Raw genomic sequence first — 22,023 nt, forward strand, 5'->3', positions numbered from 1 at the left:
CGGATCGAAATCCGGGGTTCTGGTATCGCGTTCGCGTAAACCACCAATGTCAGCGGCGGGGGCTCCTAGATCTTACCCGCGCGCTGTTGGATCATCATGAACGTATCGAATGTGTATTCCGAAAGCTGCATCCAGAGATAGGCGTCACGCTTGAAGGCGGTCTGGTCCTCGTAGATCTTCTTGAAATACTGGTTTGTGCCTGAGATCTCGTTATAAATGCCGATGGCTGCCTGGAAGCAGGCTTCCATGATCTCCTGGCTGAATGGGCGCAACGTCGCCCCCTCCGCGACGAGCTGCTTCAGCGCGCTCGGGTTCTTCGTGTCGTATTTTGCCAGCATGTTGGTGTTGGCGAAAGCGCAGGCGTCGTTGAGCGCTGCCTGATAGTGCTTCGGCAGGCTGCTCCATTTATCGAGATTGAAGAAGGCATGCACCGTCGGGCCACCTTCCCACCAGCCCGGATAATAGTAGTACTTCGCCACCTTGTGAAAGCCGAGCTTCAGGTCGTCATAAGGCCCGACGAATTCTGCCGCGTCGATCGTTCCCTTTTCCAGCGCCGGATAGATGTCGCCGCCGGCGATCTGCTGCGGGATGACGCCCACTTTCTCCATGACGCGGCCGGCAAGGCCGGCAATGCGCATCTTGACGCCCTTGAGGTCATCGAGCGTATTGATTTCCTTGCGGAACCAGCCGCCCATCTGCGCGCCGGTATTGCCGGCCGGCAGGGCATACATGCCCTGTGTGGCATAGAACTCGTTCATCAGGGTATTGCCGTTGCCCTGGTAAAACCAGGCATTGGTCAGGCGGCTGTTCAGTCCGAACGGAATGGCCGTTCCGATGGCGTAGGTCGGGTCCTTGCCGACGAAATAATAGGAGGTGGTGTGGGCCGCCTCGACAGTACCGGCCGCCACCGCATCGACGGCCTGCAGGCCGGGGACGATTTCACCGGCTGCGAAAGGCTGGATCGTGAAATTACCGTCAGTGGCAGCAGAAACATGCTTGGCGATATCGTCGGCGCCACCATAGATCGTGTCCAGGCTCTTCGGAAACGACGAGGTCATACGCCAGGAAATCTTCGGGTTCTCCTGCGCAATTGCAGGCGCTGCCAGAGCAGTTGCGGCAACGGCACCGGCGCCGGCTGTTCCCGCCTTTTTCATAAACGAACGACGATCCATCAAAAACCTCCCGTATAGATGGCACTGCGCGGTCAATCCTCACCCCTACCCGCAGCAATGGCAAAGCTAAGCATGGCGGAAGAAGCGTTTCAAGCTACAGCCTATTAGTCTTTGGGATCACGACCCTTCTGTGGCACGGCCCACACATCCATCGGAATCAGCAGCTTAGCGCGTCTCATACCGGGCGCACTGCAGGAACCGCCGCAATTTGGCCGCCGCCCGCATCCAAGCGTTGACTTACCGGCCAGTCTGGCCGCAGAAACGTCCGATATTGTTTTTCCGAGGCGAAGATGACGAAACCGATCGTGGCCATTCCTGCCGATATCCGCACCCTCGACGGCGCAACCTGGCATGCCGTGCAGCATCAGTATCTGCGTGCGGCGCTGAACGCCGCCGGCGTGATGGCCTTCATCATTCCCGCTTTCGAGGAAGGCTATGACACGGATGCGATTCTGGATCGCGTCGACGGCGTGCTGGTTTCCGGCTCGGCCAGCAATGTACACCCCTCGCTCTACGGCATCGAAGCCAAGGAGGCGGATGGCCCCTTCGACCCCGCCCGCGACGCTACGAGCCTGCCGCTGATCCGCCGCGCAATCGACCGCGCCATCCCGCTTCTCGCCATCTGCCGCGGCATTCAGGAATTGAACGTCGCGCTCGGTGGGTCGCTCGCCAGTGAGATCCAGGAACAGCCCGGCATCTGGGACCACCGCAAACCCGATATCACCGATCGCGACGGCATGTATGCGATCCGTCAAAGCGTCTTCATCAAGGAAGGCTCGTGCATTGCCGGCATTATCGGCGCCGGCGAGATTCGCGTGAACTCCCTGCATCGGCAGGCGATCGCCAAGACCGCACCGCGTCTGCAGGTGGAGGCCGCGGCAGAGGACGGCACAATCGAGGCCGTCTCGGTCATCGATGCCAAGACCTTCGCGGTCGGCGTGCAGTGGCACCCGGAATACTGGGCCGAGACCGACAAGCCCTCGAACAAGCTCTTTAGCGCTTTCGGCGATGCCGTCAGAGATTACGCCGCCAACAGGCTGCCATCGCTTTAGCCACAGGCAATCGCCTGAAAACAGAAGGCCGCCGGTTCGCTCCGACGGCCTTCTTCATCTTTAGCAAATAGTTCAGCGGCCGCCTTCGATCTTGCGGTGACGCTGATTGCTGCCGTTCACGCCATAGGGATATTGCCCTGGCATCGGCGCACTGACCTCGTTGAGCTTTGCCGTCTCGTCTGCCGAAAGCACGAATTCCGCAGCGGCGAGATTGTCGGCGAGTTGTTCGGACGTGCGGGCACCGAGAATGACCGAGGTTACAGCCGGACGCGCCGCCACCCAGGAAAGCGCCACCTGCGCCATGCTGACGCCGCGCGCCTTGGCGATCTCTTCCACTATGCTGATGATACCCCAGGTTCGCTCCTGCGCGTTGCGGGCAGCATAGGCCTCGCCGCCGCGATTGGGATTTTCGCCGAGGCGCGTTGCACCCGTCGGCGTCTCGTCGCGCTTGTACTTGCCGGTCAGCCAGCCGCCGCCGAGTGGAGACCAGGGCAGAAGGCCCATGCCGGCATCCTGGCAGGCATCGACGATCTCGAGTTCGATGTCGCGCATCAAGAGGTTATACTGCGGCTGCAACGTTACCGGCCGCGTATAGCCTTGTGCCCTGGCGATTTCGGAAGCCTTGGCGATGTGCCAGCCGACATAATTCGAGAAGCCGTAATAGCCGATCTTGCCGGCACGAACGGCGTCGTCGAGGAAGCGAAGCGTTTCCTCGATCGGCGTCAGCGCATCCCAGGCATGCATCTGGTAGAGATCGATATGTTCGACGTCGAGACGGCGCAGCGAGTCGTTCAGCGCCTGATTGAGATGACGGCGGGAAAGGCCGATATCGTTCGGCCCGTCGCCCATCGGGAAACGGCCCTTGGTAGCGATCACAGCCTGCTTTGCTTCTGTCGGGCGTGCTTTGAGCCAATGTCCGATGATCTCTTCCGAAACGCCGGCACTGTAGACGTCGGCCGTGTCGATAAAATTGCCGCCCCAGGCAAAATAGTCGTCGAGCATCTTGAAGGAAGCCGCCTCATCGGACTCCTTCCCGAAGGTCATTGTGCCCAGGCAATATGCGGTGACGACGGCCCCGCTGGGACCGAGCTTGCGATAATCCATTTCTGCCTCCTTCCAGAGGCGCCGGCTGCCCGCACGAGAAATCGCCGGGCGGAGCAGACGCTCCCCGATCAAATCGCTATGTGTAAGCTTGAGACGGCGAAATGCCGCCGATGAAAATCACGGCCGCTGGGAATGAACGCGGCCGGAGCCAATCATAGCCAATCCTTCCCGGCCGACCAAGTAGGGAAACGGGAAAAAGTCCAAGGGCAAAATAGGAACAAGCAAAACACTCCCCTCGCCTTCACGGAAGGAGTGGGGAACGGCCTATTGCTTGACCGGGGTTTCCGTCACTGGTGTCACCGGCTTGCCCTGCTCGAACCACGAGATGAGGTTTTCTGCCACCAGATCCGCCATCGCATTACGTGTCGGTATCGAGGCCGAGCCGACATGCGGCACCAGCACGGTATTCGGTGCCGAAAGCAGACCGGCAGGCACGTTCGGCTCGTCATAGAAGACATCGAGGCCGGCGCCACCGATGGTGCCTGCATTGAGCGCAGCAATCAGCGCATCCTCATCCATCGTCCAGCCGCGGCCGACATTGACGACGATGCCATCAGGACCGAGTGCTGAAAGAACCTCCGCGTTGATCGTCCGGTGCGTCTGCGGCGTTTTCGGCACGATCGCAATCAGCGTATCGACGGCCTCGGCAAGGCCCTTCAGCGTCGGGTGATAATCATAAGGCGCAGCGGCGTGGCGCGAGCGGGTATGGTAGCTGATTTTCACCTTGAAGGGCTCCAGCCGCTTGGCAATTTCAAGGCCGATGCGGCCGAGACCGTAGAGGCCGACATGCCGGCCTTTCAGCGAAAAGCGCGTCAACGGATAGGAAGCGCCCGGCTTCCAGTTACCATCCCTGAGCCAGTTCTCCGCCTTCGGCAGCTCGCGAATAGCGTTGAGCAGAAGCGCAATGGCTGTGTCGGCCACCTCGTCGTTCAGCACATCAGGCGTATTGGTGACGATGATGCCCTTCGAGCCCGCAAGCTTTGCATCGATGCCGTCGTAGCCGACGCCGAAACTGGCGACGATCTCCACATTCGGCAACTGTTCGAACCAGGCGGCTGGGAAAGCGCCGCTGAGCGCTACGCCGCGAATGCGTTTCGCCGTCTCGGCATCGAGCTTCAGCGTCTCGTCGCGCTCGACGGCCACCACCTCGAAACGATCCTTCAGCTGGGCGAGAACGCGATCATGCATCTTCCCGGGAACGAGAACGGCAATGCGGGACATAGCTTTTCCTCTTGGCTTCGGCGGTCAGGAACGCGGCCGATAAGGGCTGGTGGACTGGCGGATACGCATTTCCGGCTTGATGAGATGAATGCCATCAGGCTCATGACTGCCGGCAAGTCGATCAAGTAGGGCGCGGGCGGCCAGACGTCCAACCTCCGTCTGGCCATTCCAGACGGTCGTCAATGCCGGCGTGGCGATCGAAGCCTCTTCCAGATCGTCATAGCCAGTCACCGATATGTCGCTGCCGGGCACGAGCCCGGCGCGGGCAATGCCGTTCATGAGGCCGATCGCGACCAGATCGTTCCAGCAGACGGCGGCACTCGGCTTCTGCGGCAGGGAAAGGAAATGCACCGCCGCCTCGAAACCGCCCTGCTTCGAGCGCGGGCCTGGAATGCGCAGGTTCGGATCGACCTCGATGCCGGCCTTGCGCAGCGCATTGACATAACCCTGATAGCGGTCGCGCCCCGTCGAGGTCTGGTCGGTGCCGCCGATCATCGCAATCGTCCGGTGGCCAAGGCCGATCAGGTGGTTGGTGGCAAGCGAAATGCCGTAGCTGTCGTCGCCGCGATAGGTCGGCACATCCTGGCTGTCCATCGAGCGGGCAACGAGGATCGCCGGCATGCCGTTTTCTTCGGCAAGCTGGATATCCTCCGGCGGCGTGCCGATCGCCGGCGACATGATGACCCCGTCGCCGCCGAGCTGCAGCAGGGTTTCGATGAAGGTACGCTGCTTCTCGACGGAATCGTAATGGTTCGAGAGAATGAAGGTGTGGCGACTGCGGTCGAGTTCGCTTTCGATCGCCTTCAGGATTTCCCCGTAGAACGGGTTCATGATGTCATGCACGACGACGCCGATAATGCCGGAGCGCGAGGTGCGCAGGCTGGCGGCACGGCGATTGTAAATGTAACCGAGCGCGCGGGCCTGTTCCTTGATCTTTTCACGGGTATTGCCCGCAACGAGCGGACTGTCGCGTAAGGCAAGGGAAACGGTCGCCGTTGATATGCCGAGCGTTTCTGCAATCGTCGAAAGCTTGATCTTCTGAACCACGTCTCCTCCTCCAGGCAACGCGTAAAGCCGGTTAAAGCTGCCGCAGTGCAGCGACAGCCTTAAAAAGTTTAATTAAAAGATTTAAGCGGCACAGGCAATTCGCCTTTGAGGAAATTTTCAGTCTTCCTCATCTTCATCCGCATGCATTGCCTCTGCCTGCAGATTGGCGTCGATTGCCTTGAGCAGGCGTACGAGATTGCGGATCTCCTTCTCGGAGAAATCCAGCGTCGCGAGCTTGTCGCAGGAGGAGGCGGCAAGTTCGATCCCCTGAACGCTTCCGCGGCCGAGATCGGTGAGATAGACCTTGGTGAGGCGGGCATCTTCGGCATCGGGCTTGCGCTCAAGGAAGCCCTGCGCCTCCATGCGGCCGATCGTGCGGGTCATGGTGGGCGCCTTGACGCCGAGCTTCTGGGCAAGCCCGCCGGCTGTCATGCCGTCGCTTTCGGAAAGGGAAATGATGACGCCGTCCTGACCGGCATAGAGCCCACTTTCGAGCAGGTTGCGGGAAAGGACCGTGCGCATGGAGCGCGCAGCCTGCGTCAAAGCCGGGGAAAGATCGACAAGCGTATACTCGGTCTGGTCCTTCTTTTTCTTGTGTTTCTTACCGTCCTTATGCTTCTTGCCCATCGCCATCCCTTTGATCTTTAAGCACTGCCCAGGCTACGTTATGACATTGCCCATCATCTCGTCATAAACAAGAGGCAAGGCCGATGTTGGTTCCGTCGTTCCGTTTCGAGGACAATGATCCCGCACTTGCTCCAGAGGCGCGGCATCAGTGGATTGCGCTGCTGCCGCTCGGCGCACATGAACAGCACGGTCCCCATCTGCCCTTCGAAACCGACACATTGATCGCGCAGGGCATTATCAACAGGCTCAAAACCGCCCTTCCGGCCGTTTTGCCCGTCACCGTACTCCCCATCGAATCGGTCGGCTACTCCTTAGAGCACATGGATGTTGAAGGAACGAAGACGCTCTCTTTCGAGACAGCCGTGAAGCGCTGGCTCGACATAGCGGAAAACCTCTCGAAGCTCGGTATCCGCAAGTTCGTGATGCTGAACGCCCATGGCGGCAACTCGCCACTGATGACCATCGTCGCCACGGAGGCGCGTGTGCGCTTCAACATGCTGGCTGTCGCCACGAGCTGGACCCGCTTTGGCCTGCCGGAGGGCGTGATCTTGCCTGATGAAAAGGCTGTAGACATTCACGGCGGAGATATCGAAACATCCGTCATGCTGGCGCTCTATCCGGACAGGGTGGATATGGAGAAAGCTGCCGATTTCCCTTCCAATCAGACAGAGTTCGCCCGGCGCTTCAAGCACCTGCGCGCTTATGGTCCGCATGCCTTCGGCTGGAAGATGTCCGATCTCAACCCGCAGGGCGTCGCAGGCAATGCGAAAAAGGCGACTGCGGAAAAGGGTGAGGCCCTGATCGCCCATGCCGTCAGCGGATTGGTGGAACTGCTGCTGGATGTCGATGCTTTCAACGCAGAAACGCTGCGATGAAGGCGCGGCTTTGCACAGAAAGCAATGTGATCTTATAACATACAAAACCCTTTGAACTGCCGCTTCCAAGCGCCTATATGAAACCGACCCATTCTGGCCCCGGACTTTGCCGTCGGGGTCAATATCCTACTTTCGAGGTTCTCATGACCGAAGCGATCCAGACACAGCAGAAGCCCATCCCCGTCACCGTGCTCACCGGTTATCTCGGTGCCGGCAAGACGACCCTGCTCAACCGCATCCTTTCCGAAAATCACGGCAAGAAATATGCTGTCATCGTCAACGAATTCGGCGAGATCGGCATCGATAACGACCTGATCGTCGAGTCCGATGAAGAAATCTACGAAATGAACAATGGCTGTGTGTGCTGCACTGTCCGCGGCGACCTCATTCGCGTCGTCGAAGGCCTGATGCGCCGTCCCGGCCGCTTCGACGGTATCATCGTCGAAACCACCGGCCTTGCCGATCCGGTTCCCGTTGCCCAGACCTTCTTCATGGATGACGACGTCCGCGCCAAGACCGAGCTCGATGCCGTCATCGCCCTAGTTGACGCCAAGCACCTGCCGCTGCGCCTGAAGGACAGCCGGGAGGCAGAAGACCAGATCGCGTTCGCCGACGTCGTCATCATCAACAAGACCGATCTCGTCACGCCGGAAGAACTGGCCCAGATCGAAGACATCGTGAACGCCATCAACCCGGCTGCTCGCGTCTATAAGACGAGCCGTTCCGGCGTTGATCTCGCTCGCGTTCTGGACCAGGGCGCCTTCAACCTTGAGCGCGCGCTGGAAAACGACCCGCATTTCCTCGAGCACGGCCATGACGATCATGTTTGCGGTCCGGATTGCGATCATGATCACCATGGTCATGGCCATCATGACCATCACCACCATCATCATGGTGAGATGTCGGCAATCCACGACGTGACGGTGCAGTCCGTTTCGTTGCGGGGCGGCGAGATGAACCCCGAGCGCTTTTTCCCCTGGATCCAGAAGATCACCCAGACGCAAGGCCCGAGCATTCTGCGCCTCAAGGGCATCATCGCCTTCAAGGGTGACGCCGAGCGTTATGTCGTCCAGGGCGTACATATGATCATCGAAGGCGACCATCAGCGTCCCTGGAAGGACGGCGAAAAGCACGAGAGCCGTCTCGTCTTCATCGGCCGCGACCTCGACCGCGCCAAGCTCGAAGAATCCTTCAAGGCGTGCGAGGCGACCGCCTGATGCCAACAGTTGCACCGCTTGATCTCGACGGCCACGTTCTGGCCGTCGAATTTTTAGGTGATGTCCCTTTCTTCGCGAATGCCGACGGTACCTTTCACCGGCTCGATGGCGGCGACAAGGTCATCGAAGCCCATCAGGGCATGCTGACGGCGATCCGCGATCCCTACAGTGAAAGCCTGATTTCGGGCGGCGAGGATGGCAAGGTGCTGCGCATTACTGCTGACGGCAGCGTCAGCGAAATTGCCTCAGCACCACGCAAATGGATTTCGCAAGTCGCCGCCGGCCCGCAGGGCGCAATCGCCTATTCCCACGGCAAGAGCACGCTCGTGCGCCTCGCCGATGGCACGTCTAAGGAATTTCCCGAAGAGCGCACGGTCGAAGGCATCGCCTTCGCGCCCAAGGGCCTGCGTATTGCTGCCGCCCGTTATAACGGCGTATCACTGCATTGGGTCGGCACGAGCGCCAAGCCTGTCGATCTCGAATGGAAGGGCGCTCATACCGGCGTCACCTTTTCGCCTGATGGCAACTTCCTCGTCACATCGATGCAGGAAAATGCGCTTCACGGCTGGAAGCTCGACGTCAAGTCGGGCACTGAAGCCCGCCACATGCGCATGACCGGCTATCCGGCCAAGGTGAAGTCGCTCTCCTGGTCCGCCAAGGGCAAGTGGCTTGCCTCCTCCGGCGCGCCAGCCGCCATCGTCTGGCCCTTCCAGGGCAAGGACGGCCCGATGGGTAAGGCGCCGCTGGAACTCGGCACCCGTGCCAACATCATGGCAACCGCGGTGAAATTCCACCCGGTTGAGGATATACTCGCCATCGGCTTCATCGACGGCATGATCCTTGCCGTTCGCCTCGCCGACAACAAGGAAGCGCTGCTGCGTCGCCCCGGCAAGGGGGCCATCACCGGTATGAGCTGGAGCAGGGACGGCAAGCTGCTCGCTTTTGCTTCCGAGACCGGCGATTGCGGTGTAGTAGATATTGCGGCCTGAGGAAAAGCGGATGCCGATGACAAGGATAGCAGCACCAGAAGAGCGGACGGGCGGTAGCATGGGTTCTCCGTGGCCCACCATCCGTGCCGAAGCTATCGATCTGGCGGATCGCGAGCCCACTCTTCGTAAACTGCTTTCGACACAGATCATCCGCGCAGAAAATGATGCCGATATCATCGCACATGTGATCTCGGCGCGCCTCTCGGTCGCGAAGGTCGATGCCGAAGACCTGTTCCAGCTGTTCTACGGCACATTGCAGGACCACCCCGATATCGGCGCCGTCATCGAAGCCGATCTTCTGGCCGTGCGCGAACGCGATCCCGCCTGCACCACCTATCTGCACGCATTGTTGAACCTGAAGGGCTTCCATGCCCTTCAGACACACCGTATTGCCCATGCCCTGTGGATGGCTGGCCGCGTCGAGATTGCAAGCTGGCTTTCCAATCTCGCCTCGCTGGTCTTCGGCCCGGATATCCATCCAGCGGCAAGGATCGGTTCCTCGATCATGCTCGATCATGGGTCGGGCATCGTTATCGGCGAGACGGCCGTCATCGAAGATGAAGTCTCTATTTTGCAGAACGTCACGCTTGGCGGCACGGGCAAGGAGACAGGTGATCGCCACCCGAAGATCCGCCACGGCGTGATGATCGGCGCCGGTGCGAAGATCCTCGGCAATATCGAGATCGGTGCTTTCAGCAAGATCGCGGCCGGCAGTGTTGTGCTGAAAGCGGTACCGGCTCATTGCACGGTTGCCGGCGTTCCGGCGGCTGTCGTGCGTATTCATCGCAATGATGAAATCCCGGCCGAAACGATGGATCAAAATATCTAGACTTAGGCCACCCGCTCAAGCCGCGTGCTGCTTTTCCCCTGACACTTCGACCCGGTTGCGGCCTTCGCGCTTCGAACGGTAGAGCGCCTCATCTGCCTTCTGCACGAGCCGCTCGAAATCCCCGCCCTCTTCCGTGCGTGTGGAAACGCCGATGCTGAGTGTCGGGAAGGTCGCCAGATCCGGCATCTGCATGACGGCTGCCACAAACGAAAGGCGAATGCGGTTTGCGATCTCTACTGCTTCTTCCCGATCGACATTGCGGAGCACCGCCAGGAATTCATCCCCGCCTTGCCGGGCAAGCAGGTCGCAGGGACGCATGATACCCTTCGACACTTTGGAGAAAAGTCGCAGGACCTCGTCGCCGGCGGCATGACCGTGCTGGTCGTTCAACTGCTTGAAATTGTCGATATCGATGATGAGAAGCGATACCGGCTGGCCGGCAAGCAACGGCACATACTGGGCAAGGCCGCTGCGGTTGAGCGTTCCGGTCAGCGCATCGTGATGCGCAAGCTCGATGAGCTGGTTCCGGCTCCTCTCCGCCGCCATCAGCACCATCGCCATGCTGCGAAGCATGATGAAAGCCACTGCCGATACCGCCATCCAGCTGTGGATGATGCTGCCGCCAAAGGGATCCGGCCCGCCGATGTCTCCGGTTGCAGCAAGAAGGCTGCGAACCGCGAAGATCGCTGCGGTGACGACGTAAAGCCCTAGAAGAAGAGCCGCCGAATAAAGTTTCTCACGGCGGAGAATGCCCGCTGCTTCCCTGGCGATGGTGATATCGCAGAGGCAGCAGATCACCGAGACATAAAGGAGACGCTCAGATATCGCTGCGGGATCGCTGATGAAAAGGGCCACGGGCATGCTGCCGCAGATTATCACGAGCCAGGAATAGCGCCGGTCGATCGGACGCCCCGCAAAGGCGCGGACGGCAAAAAACATCAGCATATAGCCGACGATGGTCAGCACATTGCCCGCATCGATCGAGATATAATAGGGAACGAGATTGCGTAGCGCGACGAGGAAGGAACCGATACCGACCAGCAGGTTGCTGGCACCCCACCAGAGCGGCCAGCGCTCGAAGCGGCCCGTCGCATAGGCAGCGAACTGGAGCGCGCTCAAAACGATGCAGCTCACCGCTACGATGAAATAGATTGTCCGTAGATCCAGCAGCATCGAGCCTATCCTGAAGTCCCACGCGGCGAACCCTACAGGAAGCGATTTGCAGTTTGATTGGATGCTTCGCTAAAAATTTAGCGACATCTGGGTTTTCTGCGTCAGGTGGACCGTACTGTCCCGATGATGTCAGCCAGCAGGCCGTGCAGCGAATCTCGGTAGCCGTCGCGGGCCGAAGGGCCGCTCTCCTGCGAGGTCATGACGACCGTGAGATCGAGCGACGGAACGATGTAGAGCATCTGTCCGCCATAGCCCCATGCGAAATGCACCTGCTCTCCGCCGATCTGTCGGGTGAACCAGCCATAGCCATATTCGTCACCGGAGAAACGCGAATTGGTGCGGTGCTGCCAGGACTGCGCCACCCAGTCCGCCGGAACCACCTGTTTGCCGTCGCCCGCGCGCCCGCCATTGCGATAAAGCTCGCCGAAGGCAAGCAGCGATCGGGCGCTCATCGCCATCTGGTTGCCACCGAGGTAGATGCCTTGCGGATCGCGCTCCCACGCACCGATCCGAAAGCCCTCGACGGGGCCGAGCCATTCGCGCGCCAACGCCAGCGTCGACTTGCCGCCGACCTTGGTGAGAATGGCGGAAAGAAGATGTGTGGAGGCGGTGGAATAGAGCATCTCCCCGCCGGGCTGATCGACGAAAGGCTGTGAGAGCGCAAAACGCACCCAGTTGCGTGAGGAGACCCAACGCCCGTAATTCGCCCCCGACATACGATCCAATCCCGCCTGCATGGAGAGCAGATTGCCGATCGTGATGTCGTTGAGGCGCGAATCCGGAGAAGCGGGCAGATCTGCCTTCAGGATCGGCGCGATCTTCTGATCCGGCCCTTCCAGCAGGCCCTTGCCGATAGCGATGCCGACCAGCGCCGACATGATCGATTTCGAAGCGGATTTGATGTTGGTCGATTCCAACGGGGTATGACCGCGATAGCCGCGCTCTGCCACCACACGCCCATCACGGGCGACGACGACCGTTTTCAGCGGCTTCATCTCGTCTCGACTTCCGACACTGTCCAGGAGATTTGAGACGGTGCTCCCCTGCTGCTGGGCGACAGCGGAGACAGGGGCGAGCAGCAGAAGACAGAGAACAAGGCGCTTGATCATGGAGCAATGAGCTAGCGCAACTGCATGCCGAAATCAGCAGCGGAGATCAGTGATTCACGCGGACGTGAAACTTTATGATCCGCGCACAGGCCACTTGCAGTCCAGCAAAGCGGCACGACATACTGCACATGACCAGCCCATATGCGCATTTGGAGGAGACTGCATGGCACGCGTGATCGTCATCGGAGCAACAGGACATGTCGGCACCTATCTCGTACCCCGCCTTGTCGAGGCCGGCCATGAGGTGGTGGCGATCAGCCGCGGCGCAGCCGCGCCCTACAAGGCACACGAAGCATGGAGCCGCGTCGACATCAGGCATATGGATCGGGCAGCGCTTGAGGCGGAAGGCCGGTTCGGCCATGAGATTCGCGCGTTGGGTGGCGAGATCGTCATCGACATGATCTGCTTCACGCCTGACAGTAACGAACAGCTCGTGACCGCCCTCGAAGGCCATGTCGGCCATTTTCTTCATACAGGCACGATCTGGACGCACGGTTTCTCCACCGTCGTGCCGACACCCGAAGAGGCACCGAAGAAGCCCTTCGGCGACTACGGCGTGAAGAAAGCAGCCATCGAAGCCTATCTGCTGCGGATGGCGCGAGAGAGAAACTTTCCTGCGACCCTCATTCATCCCGGCCATATCGTCGGCCCCGGCTGGAACCCATTAAACCCGGCAGGCCACTTCAATCCCAATGTCTTCACGACGCTGGCGCGCGGCGAGACGCTGGCTCTACCGAATTTCGGCATGGAAACCGTGCACCACGTCCATGCCGACGACATTGCCGAGCTCTTCATGGCCGCCATCGCAAAGCCGCAGGCGGCGATCGGCGAGGCTTTCCACGCAGTGTCGGAAAAAGCGCTCACGCTACGGGGGTATGCGGAGGCGATGGCCGCGTGGTTCGGCAAGGAACCAAAACTGGAATTCCTCCCCTATGAAGCCTGGGCGGAAAAACAGAACCCGGAAGAGGCGAGAGCCACCTGGGAACATCTCGCCCGCAGCCCCAACTGTTCGATGGAAAAAGCCCGCCGGCTGCTCGGCTTCACCCCGCGGCACAGCTCGCTGCAAGCCGTGCAGGAAGCCGTCCGCTGGCTGATAGACAATGGCCGCGTCGAGGCTAAGGCTCCCTAAGCCACCAGTGATGGCACTTAAACAAAAAAAGCCCCTCCCGGAGATTGGGAGGGGCTTTGCCGGTCAGGCCGCCTTCCGGACCGGCGCGCCCGCCAGCATGCGTCCCGAAGGAACGATCATGCCGGCAGCGCCGCCAAGCCAGCCCTCAACGAGCTCCAGCGCCAGAAAGCGCGAGCGTTCGAAGGGACCGGGCATGACAAGGTGACGAGCCTTCTCGGCGAAAAAGCCGAAACGCTCGTAATAGTCCGCATCGCCGACGAGCAGGATAGCGCCGTGGCCGCGGTTTTTTGCTTCGAGGATCGCCGCACGCATCAGCGCCGAGCCGATGCCTTTTCCACCATGCCTGCCGTCGACGGCAAGCGGGCCAAGCAGCAGGGCGTCGAGCGGCGTGCCCTCGTGGTTGATACCGGCTTCGACGCTCCACAGGCGCACCGTGCCGATGACACGACCGTCACGGTCACGCGCGACCAGCGCCAGGCCTTCGGCCGGAACGCGGTTACGGCGGATCATTTCCGACGACTTCTTGCGGCGGTCCGGACCCATGACGCGATCGAGCAAGCTCTCGCGAGCGACGACGTCGGACGGATTTTCCGCGTCGATGGTGAAAGTAACAGGCGCAAAGAATGCGCGGACAGAATCAAGAACAGCGGCCATCTTGGCCTCCCGTACCCAATACCGTTATCAGCGGCGATGAAGAGGAATTGTGAAGATGCCGCCCCGGCTGGTTACGGGGCTGGCGAAGTCGGACCTTAGATGACGTAGGCCTTCAGCGGGTCGAAACCGTTGAAAGCGACCGCCGAGTAGGTCGTCGTGTAGGCGCCGGTGCCTTCGATCAGGACCTCGTCGCCAATCGTCAGGGTGATCGGCAGCGGATAAAGGTTCTTCTCGTACAGCACGTCGGCCGAATCGCAGGTCGGGCCGGCGATCACGCAGGGCTCCATCTCGTCGCCGTCGCGCTCGGTGCGGATCGGGTAGCGGATGGCCTCGTCCATGGTTTCGGCGAGACCGCCGAACTTGCCGATGTCGAGGAAGACCCAGCGGGCGTCGTCATTATCAGACTTCTTGGAAATCAGAACGACTTCAGCCTTGATGACACCTGCATTGCCCACCATGCCGCGGCCAGGCTCGATGATCGTCTGGGGGATCTGGTTGCCGAAATGCGTGCGCAGCGCCTGGTAGATCGACTTGCCGTAAGCTTCTGCGGACGGAACGTCGCGCAGGTACTTGGTCGGGAAGCCGCCGCCCATATTGACCATCTGCAGGTGGATGCCCTGCTTGGCAAGCTGGACGAAGACGCGCTTGGCATCGGCAAGCGCCGAATCCCATGCATCGACCTTGGTCATCTGCGAGCCGACATGGAACGACACGCCGTAGGACTGCAGGCCGAGCTGATGAGCGTAGACGAGAACGTCGACAGCCATCTGCGGGACGCAGCCGAACTTGCGCGACAGCGGCCATTCAGCACCTTCACCATCGGTCAGGACGCGGCAGAAAACGCGCGCGCCCGGAGCTGCACGAGAAATCTTCTCGACTTCTTCGTGGCTATCGACGGCGAAGAGGCTGACGCCGAGTGCATGGGCACGGGCAACGTCGCGTTCCTTCTTGATCGTGTTACCGTAGGAAATGCGAGCTGCGGTCGCACCGGCTTCAAGCGCCATTTCGATTTCTGCTACGGACGCGCAATCGAAGTTGGAGCCGAGGCCTGCGAGCAGCTTCAGCACTTCCGGGGCCGGGTTAGCCTTGACGGCGTAGTAGATGGCGCTGTCCGGCATGGCGTGACGGAAGGCATGAAAATTGTCGCTGATGACGTCGAGGTCAACCACGAGGCAGGGACCGTCGGGACGTCGGGTTGCGAGAAAGTCGCGGATGCGCTGGGTGGTCATATCGATTCCCTCTTCCAATTCCAGAGCTCCGGCATGAGCCGGAGGACAAAGGGCATACAAGAACCGCTCAGGAACCAGCCGGTGGAGACCCCGGATCCTTGACGGCGCTTGATGCGCGAATAGTGAACCAACGCCGCGAATGCGGTATGGGTTCGGCTTTGTCTGCCATGGATTGGAGGGAATATCCCTGCCGCACTTCCGGCAATGAAGGTGTGCCTCTTCAGTAACCCCCGCTGATGGAAAGCAGGGAGAGAACAAAAAGGCCCGCACCGTCGTTGCTTCAGGCGTCCTCGCATTTTCCGGTTGGCCGGAATAGCGACTGGAGGGGTTAATTCCAGGTACCTTACCGATTTCCTCACCAATTCGAGGGTTCGGCGGACACCCATGGGCACGTGCGACTTTGGGCTGAGTGGGAAATAAGAATATTTGCCTTCACAATCAAGAGAAATTTTGCGCTCCGGCCCAAAAAAATAATTGAACGATGAAGGACAATTTGTTCAACCTCCTTCAACAGATTTGGAGGACCGCCCATGGACACCTTGACCCGCATACGCGCCTTCATCGATGTGGTGGAAGCAGAAGGCTTTTCCGCCGCTGCGCGGCGCACCGGCCGCTCCAAGGCGCTGCTCTCCAAATATGTGCGCGAACTGGAGGACGAACTCGGCGCGCTGCTGCTCAACCGTACCACCCGGCAGTTCTCCATGACCGAGGCCGGCCACACCTATTATCGCACCGCGTCCGATATCCTCAAGGAGATCGACAACCTTGCCGACCTTGTGCGCGAGAACAATGCGCAGCTGAAGGGCCGCTTGAAGGTCTCGGTGCCACGCACCTTCGTCGATGCCGATGTCGGCCAGTCACTGATCGATTTCGCCAAGGAAAATCCAAACCTGCAGCTGGAGATCGCTGCCGACGACCGCTTCGTCGACCTGATCGAGGAAGGCTTCGACGTCGCGGTCCGCGTGACCAAACTCGAAGATTCCGGCATGATCGCCCGCAAGATCTCCGATTTCCGCGTCCATATCTGCGCCACGCCGGAATTCCTCGAACGCTACCCCAATATCGAGCACCCGACCGATATTTCCAACGTCCCCTTCATTGTCGACACCAATTCCCGCAGTCAGGCAAGCATCCGCTTCTACAATCCCGACAGCACCTCATTTGCGGTCGCCGTTTCCGGCCCGATGGAAGTCAACAGCCCGCACGCGACCCTGCGCGCCGCGCTGTCAGGGATCGGCATTGCGCTCATTCCCGACTTCATCGCCCGCAAGCCGATCGAGGACGGCAGGCTGGTGACGCTGTTCAACGATTATATTCCGACCGATCGTGGCATCTACGCCGTCTATCCGCACCGGCGCTATCTGCCGGCAAAGGTCAGGATCTTCGTGGACTACCTCCACAACTGGTTCAAAAAACATCCCTGAGCGAGCAGGATGCGCGCCCAAGTGTCGTAGGGGCGTCCCAATTCCGTCCCATTTTCTGGTGAGAAATCACCCCAACCGAACAGGGCAGCGGGTAAGCATGAAAAGATCGACACTTCTGACGGCCGGGCTTCTTTCGCTTGCCCCCGCCACCGCCTTCGCCCATCCGCATATCTTTGTGGAGGCGCGGCTGGAAGTTGTCGCAGCACCCGACGGCAGCATTCAGGAACTGCGCAATGTCTGGCGCTTCGACGAGGTCTTCTCTTCCTCGGTCGTCATGGACTTCGACAAGAACACCGATCTGAAGCTGGAACCGAACGAACTTGCCGAAGTCGGCAAAACCGTCCGGGATTCGCTTGCCGACTACGACTACTACATGAACATGACGATCAACGGGAAGAACATCACCGTCCAGAAGCCCGACATCATCCATGTCGATTACAAGGACGGCCAGCTCCTGATGTTCTTTGCCGTCAAGCCGGTGGAAAAGATGCCGCTGAAAGGCAAGCTGACCTTCGGCGTCTATGATCCGACGCTCTACACATCGATCGATTTCCCAACCGACAACGAACTTGCCATGGTCGGCGATGGCTTCAAGGCCTGCAAGCACGCGGTCGTGCGCCCCGACGCAGACGAAGTGATCTCGGAAAACAAGCAGTCGCTGACCGACGCTTTCTTCAACGATCCGACCGGCACCAATATGTCGAAACTCTTTGCGACGCGGCTGGAGATCACATGCTGATAAAACGCCTGCCCCTCGCCCTGCTCATGCTCACGGTCATGACCATTGCTGCTCACGCGCAATCGCCACTGGGTATCGGCACGGCGGAACCGAGCTTCCAGCCGACGGGCGGGCCGCTAGCGCCCCTTTTTCTCTACGTGAATTACGAGCAGCAGGCCTTCTATCGCGCGCTGACCGGCGCGCTGAAAGCCATGCGCCAGGATCCCTGGCAGCTTTCCTCGCTGATCGGCCTTTCCTTCGCCTATGGCGTCTTTCATGCTGCAGGCCCCGGCCACGGCAAGGCCGTCATCTCCTCCTATATGATCGCCAACGAGATCGAACTCCGACGCGGCGTCGTCATTTCCTTCATCTCTGCATTCGTGCAGGGCGTCATGGCCGTCATCCTGGTCGGCGGAGCATGGCTGGTGCTGCGCGGCACCGGCATCACGCTGACCATGGCAACGCACGCGATGGAAATCGCGAGCTTCGTGATGGTCATTCTCTTCGGTGGCTGGCTGCTGTTCCGCAAGCTGCGCTCGATGGCCGGCAGCCTGCCGCGCCGTCAGCTGATGGCGACACCGGCCGGCCCGGTCAGCATGATGCTGGACTGGAAGGACAATGCCTCGGAGCGCCAGAGCGCGAATTTCAGCTTCAACGGCAAGGCCCAGGCCGTAGAACCCGGCCATAGCTACGTGCCCGGCATGGTCTGCGAGACCTGCGGCAATTCGCACCTGCCCGATCCATCGCTTGTCAGCGGTGACAAGTTCAGCATGCGCGAAGCCTGGTCGGCGGTTATCGCCGTGGGCTTACGCCCCTGCTCCGGCGCATTGCTGGTCATGACCTTCTCGCTGCTGAACGGGCTTTATCTCGGTGGCATACTCTCCGTCGTTGCCATGTCGCTCGGCACTGCGATTACGGTCGCGATCCTCGCCACCCTCGCCGTCACGGCCAAGAGCACGGCGGTGCGCCTCTCCGGCCGCGGCTCGTCCGCCTCCGTCTGGATCGGCAATACGATCGAGATATCAGGGGCTGTTCTCGTGATCCTGATGGGTGTGTTGCTGCTCGGAGCCTCCCTGCAGGGATAGGCTTCCGCTTATGGCTTCCTGCTGCGCTGATAGCGCGCCCGCAGCCAGAATATGCCGAAGAAGCACATCAGCAGGCAGACGCCGACGATGACCGCCAATGTCGGCGAGAAAGCGCCGATCCACAGCACGATGGTCGGCAGGAAATAGATCACCAGCCCGGCACAAACCAGAATGATAGCAGCGGCAATCGCCTGCGAACGGCTTTCCGGGCTCATGGATAGGGTCACTCCTTTTGTCCGGGAGTGGATAGGCCAGCCGCCCTGTAAAGGCAACCGGCCGTAGTGTCACTGGGGCTGCGGGATTACTGGGAGAGAGTGACCTTGGCGGAGGAGACCGTCGCTTCGATATGATCGACGAGCTGGTCGGGCAGACCGAGCCGGCCGGCAAGCAGGTCGAGATATCCGCGTTCTGCACGCGAATCCGGTTCGATCGTCAAGCGCGACGCCGTATAGAGTTCGACCTTCTGTTCCTCTGTCACCGCGGCTGCGACAAGCGCATCGATATCCGTCGGCTCCGAAAGCTCGCGCTCGATGAAGCTTGCGGCCTCGCCGCTGACATCGGCGGCCTTGACCTTGTCCATGATGAGCGTGCGTTCCGCATCGTCGATATGGCCATCGGCCTTGGCCGCAGCAATCATGGCGCGGATGAGGATGAGCACGAATTCATTGCTGGTCGCAGGTGAAGCCGAGCCGAAGCCGGATTCGGCAGGCGGTGGCAGGAGAACGGGATTGTTCGCCGCTGGCGCATCGGAGGGTGCTGCGGGCGCCTGTCCGGCCTGATAGTTCTTCCAGGCCTGGTAGCCGAGACCTGCGATGGCTGCGAGACCGCCGATAGCGACAGCATTGCCTGCAATGCTGCGGCCGGTCTTGGTGCCGAGAAGCGCGGCGGCAAGCGCGCCAGCCTTCAACGGATTGTCCTTGGCCACCTGGATCGCATCGCCTGCCCGGTCGCGCACGCTGCCGCCCACGCCCGGCACCTGCGATCCCAGAAACTGGTCCAGTAGTTTCTTCGCGTCGAACATGTCCTCATCTTCTCCCTGTTTTAAAGGCTGGAGGAGAACATAGGTTTGCGACTGCCGAAATACAAACGAGGGCGGTACAGCCACCCCCGTTCAAACCTGTCAGCTTTCAAAACCTGGGCTTTAAGAGCTCATCCCTTCAGCGCGAAAGCTTCGGAGGCGAGCTTGGTGATGCCTGCCCAGTCACCTGCGGCAACCAGCTCCTTCGGCGCAACCCACGAACCGCCGACGCAGATGACGTTCGGCAGCGAGAGATAGTCGTTGGCATTCTTCAGCGAGATGCCACCGGTCGGGCAGAAGAACGTCCCAGCAAGCGGCGAGGAAAGCGCCTTGAGATAGGCCGCACCGCCGGCCTGCTCGGCCGGAAAGAACTTCAACACCTGATAGCCTTCTTCGCGCAGCGCCATGACTTCGCTTGCGGTCGCAGCACCCGGAAGCAGCGGTACCGGAGAATCGGCTGCAGCATCCAGAAGCTCCTGGGTCGTGCCGGGGCTGACGATGAACTTGGAGCCAGCCTGTACGGCGGCCTCCCAATGGGCAGCGTTCAGAATGGTGCCGGCGCCGACTTCTGCGCCTTCTACTTCAGCAGCAACCGCGCGCACGGCATCCAGAGCAGCCGGGGTGCGCATGGTGATCTCGATGGCCTTCAAACCACCGGCAACGAGCGCGCGGGCGAGAGACACGGCCGACTTCGCGTCCTCGACGATCAGGACCGGAACAACGGGCTGGAGTTTCAGGATGGAAAGGAGTTTCTCTGTCTTCTCGCCCATGGCCGCAGTTCCCTTAAACGATTGAAATCGGCTTTCGAATAACGCTCTCACAAGGGCTTGTCGAGATAAAACCAGCCCGCGCGACAAGACGGGTATTAAATCGGTGGGAATTGGGTTAGGCTTTTGCGACCGTCACAAAAGGTTCATTCGTATGGCGAAAGAGATCGAGCGGAAGTTCCTCGTACGCAGCGATGGATGGCGCTCCGCAGTCCAGTCGAAATCGGTCCTGAAACAGGGCTATGTCGCCTCGATGGACGACCGCTCCGTACGCGTTCGCATACTTGATGAAAAGACTGCGCGGCTAACGCTGAAGATCGGCCGAAGCACACTCACCCGCGACGAATTCGAATATGAGATCCCCGTCTCCGACGCCGAGGAACTGCTGGAAAACGCCATCGGCATCGTCATCGAAAAGACGCGCCATCGCGTGCCCCATGAAGGTTTCGTCTGGGAAGTCGATGTTTTCGCCGGCGTCCATCGCGGCCTCATCATCGCCGAGGTCGAGATGCAGGCTGAGACCGACAGTCCCTCCCTGCCCGCCTGGCTCGGCCGCGAGGTGACGGGCGACTTCCGCTATTCCAATCAGGCGCTTGCCACAGAATTCGAGCACGACAGGCATGGGCTATCGCATACGGCCTGAGGCCGACTTTACCGACGAGTTCCGAAGCGCGGCCGAGGAGCAGCTCACGCGCGCCATCACCGTTCTGGAAGAGCGGCCGGAAGGCGCCCATGAGGCAATTCACGCCTTCCGCAAGAGCATCAAGCGGCTGCGCTCGCTCTATCGTCTGGTGTCCCGCGAAGTGCCGGAATTCCAGAAGCAGGAAAACGCCCGGCTGAGGGATACCGCAAGGTCGCTCTCCGCGATCCGCGATGCCGCAGCAATTGTCGATACCGCTCGCTACTTGCAGGACAATGCCCGCAACCCGGAAGAAGCCGAGGCACTCGGCCGCATTGTCTCTATCCTGGAGGCGCGGCGCGACTGGATGTCGGAAGCCGAAAGCGGCCTCGAACAGCGGCTGCACGACGCTGCCCACGCCTTGCGGGAAGCAATCGCCGCGTTGGACGATGTCGTCTTCGACAAGAGCCATCGCAAAAATGCTCGCATGCTGGCAAGAAGCTGGCGCCGGACGGCATCGCGTGCGAGGGAGGCACTGGATGCCTGCCACGAGGATGCGGCGGCTCAAGACTTCCACGAACTGCGCAAGCGCACCTATGACTACCGCCTCTACCACGCGCTTCTGCGCGATCTCTGGCCGAGCGCGATGAAGGCCAAACGCGACTTCGCCAAGGAGCTTGTCGAGCGCCTTGGTCATATCAACGACCTCGCTGTGCTCTCGGATCTCGTGGAGGCGGAGCCGCAGCTCTTCACCCGCAATGACGATCTCGCCCATCTGCTGGACGCCGTCATCTTTCGCCAGCAGGAGGATCGCCGCGAGGCGCTGCTCAGCGCCGAAACACTTTACGGCGACGATCCCGATGATGAAGCGCAGCGTCTGGAGTTGCTCTGGGGCTCGCTCCGAAATTGATGCATTTGCCCATTGACCTCAATATTAGTTGAGGTCGTAGCCTCGGCCGGTCAAT

Annotated in this window: 23 protein-coding genes; 11 read left to right on the plus strand and 12 right to left on the minus strand. The window is 60.4% G+C overall.

Annotated features, from left to right (window positions below; translation table 11 throughout):
• Nucleotides 1–65: 65 nt before the first annotated feature.
• Nucleotides 66–1,172: a TRAP transporter substrate-binding protein gene (locus tag AC1DUP_RS11230; RefSeq protein ID WP_477832682.1), complete on the minus strand. Its 1,107-nt coding sequence runs from the start codon at nucleotides 1,170–1,172 to the stop codon at nucleotides 66–68.
• A gap of 290 nt (nucleotides 1,173–1,462) precedes the next feature.
• On the opposite strand from AC1DUP_RS11230, the gene AC1DUP_RS11235 reads away from it, so the two are divergent.
• Nucleotides 1,463–2,224, plus strand: a complete 762-nt coding sequence (locus AC1DUP_RS11235) for a gamma-glutamyl-gamma-aminobutyrate hydrolase family protein (protein ID WP_477832683.1) — start codon at nucleotides 1,463–1,465, stop codon at nucleotides 2,222–2,224.
• A 72-nt stretch (nucleotides 2,225–2,296) separates the two neighbouring features.
• On the opposite strand, the gene AC1DUP_RS11240 is transcribed toward AC1DUP_RS11235, so the two are convergent.
• The 4 genes from AC1DUP_RS11240 to AC1DUP_RS11255 all read right to left on the minus strand — a co-directional run bounded on the left by AC1DUP_RS11240 (nucleotide 2,297) and on the right by AC1DUP_RS11255 (nucleotide 6,223).
• The gene (locus AC1DUP_RS11240) at nucleotides 2,297–3,328 is read right to left on the minus strand and encodes an aldo/keto reductase (protein ID WP_477832684.1); all 1,032 of its coding nucleotides are present in this window, start codon (nucleotides 3,326–3,328) and stop codon (nucleotides 2,297–2,299) included.
• Between the two features lie 264 nt (nucleotides 3,329–3,592).
• Nucleotides 3,593–4,549: a 2-hydroxyacid dehydrogenase gene (locus tag AC1DUP_RS11245; protein ID WP_477832685.1), complete on the minus strand. Its 957-nt coding sequence runs from the start codon at nucleotides 4,547–4,549 to the stop codon at nucleotides 3,593–3,595.
• Nucleotides 4,550–4,573: 24 nt separating this feature from the next.
• Complete coding sequence (locus tag AC1DUP_RS11250; RefSeq protein WP_007817439.1) at nucleotides 4,574–5,596, minus strand: LacI family DNA-binding transcriptional regulator; 1,023 nt, start codon at nucleotides 5,594–5,596, stop codon at nucleotides 4,574–4,576.
• Between the two features lie 117 nt (nucleotides 5,597–5,713).
• Nucleotides 5,714–6,223, minus strand: a complete 510-nt coding sequence (locus tag AC1DUP_RS11255) for a MarR family transcriptional regulator (protein WP_113296009.1) — start codon at nucleotides 6,221–6,223, stop codon at nucleotides 5,714–5,716.
• An 83-nt stretch (nucleotides 6,224–6,306) separates the two neighbouring features.
• Here AC1DUP_RS11255 and AC1DUP_RS11260 point away from each other — a divergent pair, with 83 nt between their 5' ends.
• The 4 genes from AC1DUP_RS11260 (at nucleotide 6,307) to cysE (ending at nucleotide 10,133) form a co-directional block, all read left to right on the plus strand.
• Nucleotides 6,307–7,098, plus strand: coding sequence for a creatininase family protein (locus AC1DUP_RS11260; protein WP_477832686.1), 792 nt, complete (start codon nucleotides 6,307–6,309; stop codon nucleotides 7,096–7,098).
• 143 nt (nucleotides 7,099–7,241) lie between these two features.
• A complete protein-coding gene (locus AC1DUP_RS11265; RefSeq protein WP_477832687.1) occupies nucleotides 7,242–8,315 on the plus strand; it encodes a CobW family GTP-binding protein in 1,074 nt (357 codons plus the stop codon).
• Nucleotides 8,315–9,304, plus strand: coding sequence for a WD40 repeat domain-containing protein (locus tag AC1DUP_RS11270; RefSeq protein ID WP_113296006.1), 990 nt, complete (start codon nucleotides 8,315–8,317; stop codon nucleotides 9,302–9,304). Before AC1DUP_RS11265 ends, AC1DUP_RS11270 begins: the two co-directional genes overlap by 1 nt.
• Nucleotides 9,305–9,314: 10 nt before the next feature.
• Complete coding sequence (gene cysE / locus AC1DUP_RS11275) at nucleotides 9,315–10,133, plus strand: serine O-acetyltransferase (RefSeq protein WP_477832688.1); 819 nt, start codon at nucleotides 9,315–9,317, stop codon at nucleotides 10,131–10,133.
• Nucleotides 10,134–10,148: 15 nt separating this feature from the next.
• Here the strand turns inward: cysE and AC1DUP_RS11280 are convergent, their stop codons facing one another.
• Complete coding sequence (locus AC1DUP_RS11280) at nucleotides 10,149–11,306, minus strand: GGDEF domain-containing protein (RefSeq protein ID WP_113310353.1); 1,158 nt, start codon at nucleotides 11,304–11,306, stop codon at nucleotides 10,149–10,151.
• A 101-nt stretch (nucleotides 11,307–11,407) separates the two neighbouring features.
• Entirely contained in the window at nucleotides 11,408–12,415 is a 1,008-nt protein-coding gene (locus AC1DUP_RS11285) for a serine hydrolase domain-containing protein (protein WP_477832689.1), read from the minus strand.
• Nucleotides 12,416–12,578: 163 nt separating this feature from the next.
• Between AC1DUP_RS11285 and AC1DUP_RS11290 the strand changes: the two genes are divergently transcribed.
• Nucleotides 12,579–13,544 (plus strand): NAD-dependent epimerase/dehydratase family protein, encoded by a 966-nt coding sequence (locus AC1DUP_RS11290; protein ID WP_113310355.1) that lies wholly within the window; start codon nucleotides 12,579–12,581, stop codon nucleotides 13,542–13,544.
• A gap of 63 nt (nucleotides 13,545–13,607) precedes the next feature.
• Here AC1DUP_RS11290 and AC1DUP_RS11295 read toward each other — a convergent pair whose 3' ends face one another.
• Nucleotides 13,608–14,198, minus strand: a complete 591-nt coding sequence (locus tag AC1DUP_RS11295) for a GNAT family N-acetyltransferase (protein WP_113296002.1) — start codon at nucleotides 14,196–14,198, stop codon at nucleotides 13,608–13,610.
• Nucleotides 14,199–14,293: 95 nt separating this feature from the next.
• Nucleotides 14,294–15,427: an ornithine/lysine decarboxylase gene (gene odc2, locus AC1DUP_RS11300; RefSeq protein WP_113296001.1), complete on the minus strand. Its 1,134-nt coding sequence runs from the start codon at nucleotides 15,425–15,427 to the stop codon at nucleotides 14,294–14,296.
• A 530-nt stretch (nucleotides 15,428–15,957) separates the two neighbouring features.
• Here odc2 and AC1DUP_RS11305 point away from each other — a divergent pair.
• The 3 genes from AC1DUP_RS11305 (at nucleotide 15,958) to AC1DUP_RS11315 (ending at nucleotide 18,654) form a co-directional block, all read left to right on the plus strand.
• Nucleotides 15,958–16,851 (plus strand): LysR family transcriptional regulator, encoded by an 894-nt coding sequence (locus AC1DUP_RS11305; RefSeq protein WP_113296000.1) that lies wholly within the window; start codon nucleotides 15,958–15,960, stop codon nucleotides 16,849–16,851.
• A gap of 97 nt (nucleotides 16,852–16,948) precedes the next feature.
• Nucleotides 16,949–17,590, plus strand: coding sequence for a DUF1007 family protein (locus AC1DUP_RS11310; RefSeq protein WP_113295999.1), 642 nt, complete (start codon nucleotides 16,949–16,951; stop codon nucleotides 17,588–17,590).
• On the plus strand, nucleotides 17,584–18,654 hold the full coding sequence (locus AC1DUP_RS11315) for a nickel/cobalt transporter (RefSeq protein WP_113310357.1): 1,071 nt from the start codon (nucleotides 17,584–17,586) through the stop codon (nucleotides 18,652–18,654). The genes AC1DUP_RS11310 and AC1DUP_RS11315 overlap by 7 nt, the downstream gene beginning before the upstream one ends.
• An 8-nt stretch (nucleotides 18,655–18,662) precedes the next feature.
• On the opposite strand, the gene AC1DUP_RS11320 is transcribed toward AC1DUP_RS11315, so the two are convergent.
• From AC1DUP_RS11320 to AC1DUP_RS11330, 3 genes are all read right to left on the minus strand, one after another.
• Nucleotides 18,663–18,869, minus strand: a complete 207-nt coding sequence (locus AC1DUP_RS11320) for a hypothetical protein (protein WP_113295997.1) — start codon at nucleotides 18,867–18,869, stop codon at nucleotides 18,663–18,665.
• A gap of 86 nt (nucleotides 18,870–18,955) precedes the next feature.
• Entirely contained in the window at nucleotides 18,956–19,675 is a 720-nt protein-coding gene (locus tag AC1DUP_RS11325; protein ID WP_113310358.1) for a tellurite resistance TerB family protein, read from the minus strand.
• 128 nt (nucleotides 19,676–19,803) lie between these two features.
• A complete protein-coding gene (locus tag AC1DUP_RS11330; protein WP_113181532.1) occupies nucleotides 19,804–20,442 on the minus strand; it encodes a 2-dehydro-3-deoxy-phosphogluconate aldolase in 639 nt (212 codons plus the stop codon).
• Between the two features lie 151 nt (nucleotides 20,443–20,593).
• Here AC1DUP_RS11330 and AC1DUP_RS11335 point away from each other — a divergent pair, with 151 nt between their 5' ends.
• Together AC1DUP_RS11335 and AC1DUP_RS11340 are read left to right on the plus strand one after the other, a co-directional pair.
• Nucleotides 20,594–21,082: a CYTH domain-containing protein gene (locus tag AC1DUP_RS11335; protein WP_477832690.1), complete on the plus strand. Its 489-nt coding sequence runs from the start codon at nucleotides 20,594–20,596 to the stop codon at nucleotides 21,080–21,082.
• The gene (locus AC1DUP_RS11340; RefSeq protein WP_477832691.1) at nucleotides 21,060–21,968 is read left to right on the plus strand and encodes a CHAD domain-containing protein; all 909 of its coding nucleotides are present in this window, start codon (nucleotides 21,060–21,062) and stop codon (nucleotides 21,966–21,968) included. The genes AC1DUP_RS11335 and AC1DUP_RS11340 overlap by 23 nt, the downstream gene beginning before the upstream one ends.
• Nucleotides 21,969–22,023 lie beyond the last annotated feature (55 nt).

The sequence above is a fragment of the Rhizobium sp. 01L419 genome, from assembly GCF_056400025.1.